Raw genomic sequence first — 6,494 nt, 5'->3', positions numbered from 1 at the left:
AAAAAAAATCGGACGCAAGTGATTGAGCACAACGAAGAAGTCTACAAAAATCGTAACCAAATCGAACGCTGCTTCAACCGCCTCAAGCGGTTTCGGGGCCTCGCTTCACGCTACGAAAAGAACGCCAGCACCTTTCTGGCAATGGTCACCCTCGGAGCCATCCTGATGTGGCTTTAATTGTTTACACGTCCTAGTGTGCGGCTGGCCGGTGGGCGGGATGGCTTCGCCTAACCGAATGGGAAAGTCCTCGAAAGTGGGTAGGGCGGCGACCAACTGTGTTTTCGGCTTCCGGGCTTCTGCTGGCAACCGGAGCCGGGCAACCGCCGGCTCATCCGGCCTTCAGCGGCCAGGCGCGGGCCGGCTCGCGGGAGTTGGTAATGGCTCCGGACGCCGCTACGGAGGCATTACCGACTGTCGGGAAGGCTTCCGGAAGCTGCTACGGAGGCATTACCGACTCCGGGGAAGGCGCGGGATGCGCCGACGAGGGCGGAGCCGCCGGCCGGGATGGCCGGCACACGGTGCCCCACCCCGCTCCTACGCCCCAAACGGCCTACCCTACCGGACCCGGCCCCTACCTTTGCGGCCCGCTTATGTACGACTTCCTCACCACCTCCCCCTGGCCCGATTACGAGCTGATTGATTCCGGCAACTTCCAAAAGCTCGAACGCTTCGGCCCATATGTGCTGGCCCGGCCCGAGCCGCAGGCCATCTGGGACCCGCACCTGCCGCTTAAAGAGTGGGAAAAGGCCGATGCCGCCTTCGCCCGCGCCCCCGGCAGCACCGAAAAAGGCCAGTGGCGCCTCAAGCCCGCCATGCCCGAGCAGTGGCTCATCGACTACCAGCGGCCCGATGGCCTGAAGCTGAAGTTTCGGCTGGGCCTGTCGTCGTTCAAGCACGTCGGGCTGTTTCCGGAGCAGGACCCCAACTGGCAGTTCATCTACAATCAGACGAAAAAGCGCCGCGCCACACTACCGCGCGTGCTCAACCTGTTTGCCTACACCGGGGCCGCCACGCTGGCCGCCCGCGCCGCCGGGGCCGACGTCACGCACCTCGATTCGGTGAAGCAGGTCAACTTCTGGGCCCGTGACAACATGGAAGCCAGCCAGCTCGACGGCGTGCGCTGGCTGGTGGAAGACGCCATGAAATACGTGCGGCGCGAAGTGAAGCGCGGCAGCAAGTACCAGGGCCTCATCCTGGACCCGCCCGCCTACGGCCGCGGCCCCAACGGCGAAAAGTGGCAGCTCGAAGATGAGTTGAACGAAATGCTCAAGCTCAGCCAGCAGCTCCTCGACCCCAAGGACCATTTCTTCGTGGTGAACCTGTATTCGCTGGGCTTCTCGGCCCTGATTCTGGACAACCTCACCACGGCCATTTTCCCCGGCGAGAAGACCGTGCGTGAGCTGGGCGAGATTTACCTGCACGATGCCGGCCAGCGCAAGCTGCCGCTGGGCACGTTCTGCCGGTTCGCCACGTAGCGCGGACTTGTAGTCCGCGCCGGCCCGTCATCCGTATTGCACCACTCGCTTCGCTAAACTCGCGGACTGAAAGTCCGCGCTACTTATGCACACCGCTCCCCGCCGCCTCGCCCTGATTGATTTGGGCACGAATACCTTCCACCTGCTCATCGTAGAAATGCCCGCCACGCCCGGCGAAAAGCCGCTGGTGCTGCTGCGCACCAAAGCCGGCGTGCGCCTGGGCGAAGGCGGCATCAGCCAGGGCCTTATCGCACCCGAGCCGTATGCCCGCGCCCTGCACACGCTAGCCGGCTTCAAGGAAGAAATGGAGCTGCACACCGTGACCGAGGTGCGCGCCACGGCCACCAGCGCCATGCGCGTCACCCGCAACGGCCCCGATTTGGTGCGCGACATCTTCGAGCAAACCGGCATCCGCGTCGACGTCATTCCCGGTGACCGCGAGGCAGAGCTGATTTGCGAGGGCGTGCGCCAGGCCGTGCCGCTGGGCCCCGAACCGCACTTAATAATGGACATCGGCGGCGGCTCGGTGGAATTTATTATTGCCAACCACGCCACCATTTTCTGGAAGCAGAGCTTCGAAATCGGGGCCCAACGGCTGCTGGACAAGTTTTTTCCCGACCTGGCGGGCGTGTTTCCGGCCACCGCCGTGGTGGCCGAGCAGGAATACCTGGGCTCGGTACTCGGGCCGCTCATCGAGGCCGTGCAGCGCCACAAGCCCGTAGGGATAGTGGGCGCTTCGGGCAGCTTCGACAGCCTGGCCGATATGCAGCTGGGCCAGCTGCGCTCCGAAGCCGAGCTGCCGCCCCGCACGGAGCTGGCGTTAAGCTCGTTCCAGGCCAGCTACCGGCACCTGCTGGCCGGCAACCACGAGCAGCGGAAGGCTCTGCCCGGCATCCTGCCCATGCGAGCCGATATGCTGGTGGTGGCCTCGGTGCTGATTGATTACGTGCTGGGCATCGCGGAAATCACGCGCATACAGACTTCGGCGTACGCGTTGAAGGAAGGGCTGCTGGCGGAAATGCTGGGGTTGTAGCGCGGACTTTGCCGTCCGCGAGTCCAACGGTTTTCCACTCGCGGACTACAACGCCCGCGCTACTGCCCGGCACACCCGGTGGATGAAAGCCAGCTTGCGCACCACCTCCGGGCGGATGATGAAGGGGTAGGAATCGGGCTGGCCCATGCTGCGGTTCAGGCTGTTCATGGCGAAGGTGAGGGGCAGCCACTGCGCCACAATGCGGTGGAAATCGGCCGCTTCGTACGGGTCTTCGGTGATGGCCACGCGCAGGTGCTGGTCGTCGGCGGCGCCGCTGGGGTTTACCCCCAGCCCAAAAGCGTGGGCCGTTTGCAGCGTGTCGAGGATGTGCAGGTAGTGGGCCCAGGTTTCGGCCCAGTCCTCCCAGGGGTGGCTGCTGGCGTAGGCGCTGATGAAGTGCTGCGGCCAGTCGGGGCGCGGGCCGTGGGCGTAGTGCGCTTGCAGGGCCGCGGCGTAGTCCTGCCGCTCATCGCCGAACAGCTGGCGGTATTCCTCCAGATGCGGCGTATGGCCGATGAGCCGGTCCCAGTAGTAGTGGCCCACCTCGTGGCGGAAGTGGCCCAGCAGGGTGCGGTAGGTTTCGGCCATGGCCTTGCGGGCCATTTCGCGCTCGATGTCGTCGGCCTCGGCAATGTTGATGGTGATAAGGCCGTTATCGTGGCCGGTCAGGATTTTTTCGCCGCCGCCCGGGTTGGGGTCGGCCAAGAAGTTGAAGGCCAGGCCGTGGGCCGGGTCCGCCGTTTTGCTCACCACCGGCAGGCCCAGGCGCAGCAGGCTGTAGACGAGGCGGCGCTTGGCCGTTTCGAGGCGTTGCCAGCGCTGGCGGTACTCGGGGTTGCTCAGGTCGGGAATGGTGCGGTTGAGGGCGCAGGCCACGCAGAACGGCGTGGGGCTGCCGGCCGGCACCAGCCAGTTGCAGCAGGCGTCGGCGTGGTTTTGGCAGTAGGTATAGGTCGGCGATGCCGGCCCCGGGGTAGCCTCATACACCTGGAAATTGCCCGCTGATTGAGCCACCAGGGGCACCAGCACCAGTCGCGTGGTCTCGAAACCCAGCGGAAAGTGGCACCGCTCGCACTGGCTGTTTTCAAAAAAAAGCACCTGCCCGCAGTGGGTGCAGTTAAAAAGCTCCATGTAACATGTGGTTAGGCGTGGGCCGGAATAAGGCGCTTGGTGTACGTTTCTTTTGGGGAAGCGCTGCGTGGCCTTGCTGCTTCGGCGACGCGGGCTTCACCGCATCCCGTTCGTTTTACCGTTTTCAGCAGATAAAAACCTCTTTTTTGCCCCAACCCCCTATTGCTTTTCAGGATTTCAGTAGGTTATTACATTCGAATTCCACGGCACCCCCTAAAATTTAAAGGCTTCGGCATTTCCCTTGCTGCCCTTGGTCCCTTGTTGTTTGTTGCTTCATAGCCGCTTCCCATGCCGGAAAATACCCTCCTCAACTCGTACCCGGAACTGGCCAATGTGTGGGACGAAATGTTCCGGGCCGAAGGCACCCGGCCCGAATACCGCCACTTCGTGACGGCCATCGAAAACCTGGCGGGCACCGAGATGACCCGCAAGGCCGAGCTGGCCAAAAAGCTCTTTCTGAGCCAGGGCGTGACTTTCACGGTGTACAACAGCGGTGAGGGCATCGAGAAGATTTTCCCGTTCGACATCATCCCGCGCATCATCAACCACGCCGAGTGGCAGCGCATCGAGGCCGGCATCAAGCAGCGCCTGAAGGCCCTCAACATCTTCCTGAAGGACATTTACCACCAGCAGTTCATCCTGAAAGACGGCATTATGCCGGCGGCGCTGGTGTACTCCTGCCCGCAGTTCCTGCGCGAGATGATGAACGTGAACGTGCCGCACGACATCTACACGCACATCGCGGGCGTCGATTTAATTCGGGACAACGACGGCGAGCTGTACGTGCTGGAAGACAACCTGCGCACGCCCTCCGGCGTGTCGTATATGCTGGAAAACCGGAGCATTACCTACCGCATTTTCCCCGATTTGCTGCCCAAAAGCAACGTGCTGCCGGTGAAGGATTACCCCGATTTGCTGTTCCGCAACCTGCTGGCGCTGGGCAGCCGGCAGGCCAGCGAGGCCACGGTGGTGCTGCTCTCGCCGGGCATCTACAACTCGGCGTATTTCGAGCACAGCGCGCTGGCGCGGCTCATGGGCATCCGGCTGGTGGAAAGCCGCGACCTCATCGTGCACAACCACTTTGTGTACATGAAAACCACGCGCGGCCTGGAGCGGGTCGACGTGATTTACCGCCGCGTCGACGACGAATACATCGACCCGCTGGTGTTCCGGCCCGACAGCGCGCTCGGCGTGTCGGGCCTGTACTGGGCCTACCGCAAAGGCAATGTGGCCATTGTAAACGCCATGGGCAACGGCGTGGCCGACGACAAAGCCGTGTACTGCTACGTGCCCGACATGATTCGCTACTACCTCAACGAGGAGCCCATCCTGAAAAACGTGCCCACGCACCGCCTCGACGACCCCGACAAGCGCCAGCACGTGTTCGACAACATGGAGCGCATGGTCATCAAGCGCACCAACGAGTCGGGCGGCTACGGCATGCTCATTGGCAACTGCGCCACCGACGAGGAAATGGCCGATTTCCGCACCGCCATCAGCCAGGACCCGCGCAGCTTCATCGCCCAGCCCATCATCAACCTCTCCTCCTCGCCGTGCTATATCGACGGCGTGCTGCAACCGCGGCGCGTCGATTTGCGGCCCTTTGCGCTCTACGGCCCGTCGGGCATCGATATTGTGCCCGGCGGCCTCACGCGGGTGGCCCTGCGCGAAGGCTCGCTGGTGGTCAATTCCTCGCAGGGCGGCGGCAGCAAAGACACTTGGGTGCTGGGCCCGGAGAACTGAGTTGACGTCAGGCCATAAAAAAGAACGTCATGCTGAGCGCAGCGAAGCATCTCGCGTGTGGTAGTAAATCAATCCGATTGGAGTTAGTGGAAGCACGCGAGATGCCTCGGCTACGCTCAGCATGACGTTCTTACCGGACGTTCTCTCCTCCTAATAAAATCCATATTGCCCCATATGCTCAGTCGCGTTGCCGATACTATTTACTGGCTGGCCCGCTATCTGGAGCGCAGCCAGGCCATGCTGCAGGTGCTGCGCATCAACTACATCGCCTCGCAGGACGAGCAGGCCTTTGAGGGCTGGAAACCGCTGCTTTACACCTACGGCGACCTCACGGAGGAAGAAGTTACCGCCACTGCGGCCGACACCGCCCTGGTGCTGGGCCACCTGATTTTTGACCGGGAAAACGCCGTTTCGGTGTACAACAACATCGTGCAGGGCCGCGAAAACGCCCGCGCCGTGCAGGACCACATCACCAAGGAAGTCTGGCTGAGCCTGAACGACTACTACCACGTCATCCGGCAGGACGAAGTGGCCCGGCAAGTGCAGGTTGAAGACCCCGTTTCGGGCATCGATTTCCTGATAAAGCAAGGCCTGCTGTTTGCCGGCACGGTGCAGCACACCATGCCGCGCGACGAAGGCTACGTGTTTCTGAGCATGGGCAAATTCCTGGAGCGCGCCCTGCAAACCACGGACATCATGCGCCTCAAACGCGAGGCTTTTTCTCCGGCCACCGAGCCCCACCAAAGCGCTTCGGCCCTGCGCTACCTGCTGTATGCGCTGTTCGGCTACGAGCTGTACACCAAGACGTACAAAGGCGTGATTACGCCCGAAAACGTGCTCGAAATGCTGGTGTACGACGAAGATTTTCCGCACTCGCTGGCCTACAGCCTGGCCCAGCTGGTGCGCTACTGCGAGCGCCTGCGCGACGACAGCCTGCCCGAAAGCTACGACCACCTGCATTTCCTCATCGGCAAGGCCAAAAACAACGTGGCCTACAGCAGCCTCACCGCCATTGACGGCCCCGCCCTGGAACAATTCCTAAAGCAAACCCGCGGCGAGCTGCTCGACATCGCGGCGGCGCTCAACACGTACTATTTTGGCAATAGCTAGCC

General features: G+C 62.4%; 6 protein-coding genes. 5 read left to right on the top strand and 1 reads right to left on the bottom strand.

Annotated features, from left to right (window positions below; genetic code table 11):
- Nucleotides 1-18: 18 nt before the first annotated feature.
- From J4G38_RS26040 to J4G38_RS26030, 3 genes are all read left to right on the top strand, one after another.
- A complete protein-coding gene (locus J4G38_RS26040; protein ID WP_226163232.1) occupies nt 19-177 on the top strand; it encodes a transposase in 159 nt (52 codons plus the stop codon).
- 413 nt (nt 178-590) lie between these two features.
- Nucleotides 591-1,475, top strand: coding sequence for a class I SAM-dependent methyltransferase (locus J4G38_RS26035; protein ID WP_210521777.1), 885 nt, complete (start codon nt 591-593; stop codon nt 1,473-1,475).
- Nucleotides 1,476-1,560: 85 nt separating this feature from the next.
- Nucleotides 1,561-2,508 (top strand): Ppx/GppA phosphatase family protein, encoded by a 948-nt coding sequence (locus J4G38_RS26030; RefSeq protein WP_210521775.1) that lies wholly within the window; start codon nt 1,561-1,563, stop codon nt 2,506-2,508.
- A 45-nt stretch (nt 2,509-2,553) separates the two neighbouring features.
- On the opposite strand, the gene J4G38_RS26025 is transcribed toward J4G38_RS26030, so the two are convergent.
- Nucleotides 2,554-3,639 (bottom strand): zinc-binding metallopeptidase family protein, encoded by a 1,086-nt coding sequence (locus tag J4G38_RS26025; RefSeq protein WP_210521774.1) that lies wholly within the window; start codon nt 3,637-3,639, stop codon nt 2,554-2,556.
- A 288-nt stretch (nt 3,640-3,927) separates the two neighbouring features.
- Between J4G38_RS26025 and J4G38_RS26020 the strand changes: the two genes are divergently transcribed.
- Nucleotides 3,928-5,382, top strand: coding sequence for a circularly permuted type 2 ATP-grasp protein (locus J4G38_RS26020; RefSeq protein WP_210521773.1), 1,455 nt, complete (start codon nt 3,928-3,930; stop codon nt 5,380-5,382).
- Between the two features lie 174 nt (nt 5,383-5,556).
- A complete protein-coding gene (locus J4G38_RS26015; RefSeq protein WP_210521772.1) occupies nt 5,557-6,492 on the top strand; it encodes an alpha-E domain-containing protein in 936 nt (311 codons plus the stop codon).
- The last annotated feature ends 2 nt before the right edge of the window (nt 6,493-6,494 follow it).

Source organism: Hymenobacter terricola (genome assembly GCF_017921975.2).
Lineage (GTDB): Bacteria > Bacteroidota > Bacteroidia > Cytophagales > Hymenobacteraceae > Hymenobacter > Hymenobacter terricola.
Note: the sequence above shows the minus strand (reverse complement) of the source record. Positions and strands in the feature narration are given on the sequence as shown.

Excerpts from the sequence above, each read along its gene's own strand:
- J4G38_RS26030 (WP_210521775.1), top strand. The coding sequence starts at position 1,561 with ATGCACACCGCTCCCCGCCGCCTCGCCCTGATTGATTTGGGCACGAAT.
- J4G38_RS26035 (WP_210521777.1), top strand. The coding sequence starts at position 591 with ATGTACGACTTCCTCACCACCTCCCCCTGGCCCGATTACGAGCTGATT.
- J4G38_RS26025 (WP_210521774.1), bottom strand. The coding sequence starts at position 3,639 with ATGGAGCTTTTTAACTGCACCCACTGCGGGCAGGTGCTTTTTTTTGAA.
- J4G38_RS26020 (WP_210521773.1), top strand. The coding sequence starts at position 3,928 with ATGCCGGAAAATACCCTCCTCAACTCGTACCCGGAACTGGCCAATGTG.
- J4G38_RS26015 (WP_210521772.1), top strand. The coding sequence starts at position 5,557 with ATGCTCAGTCGCGTTGCCGATACTATTTACTGGCTGGCCCGCTATCTG.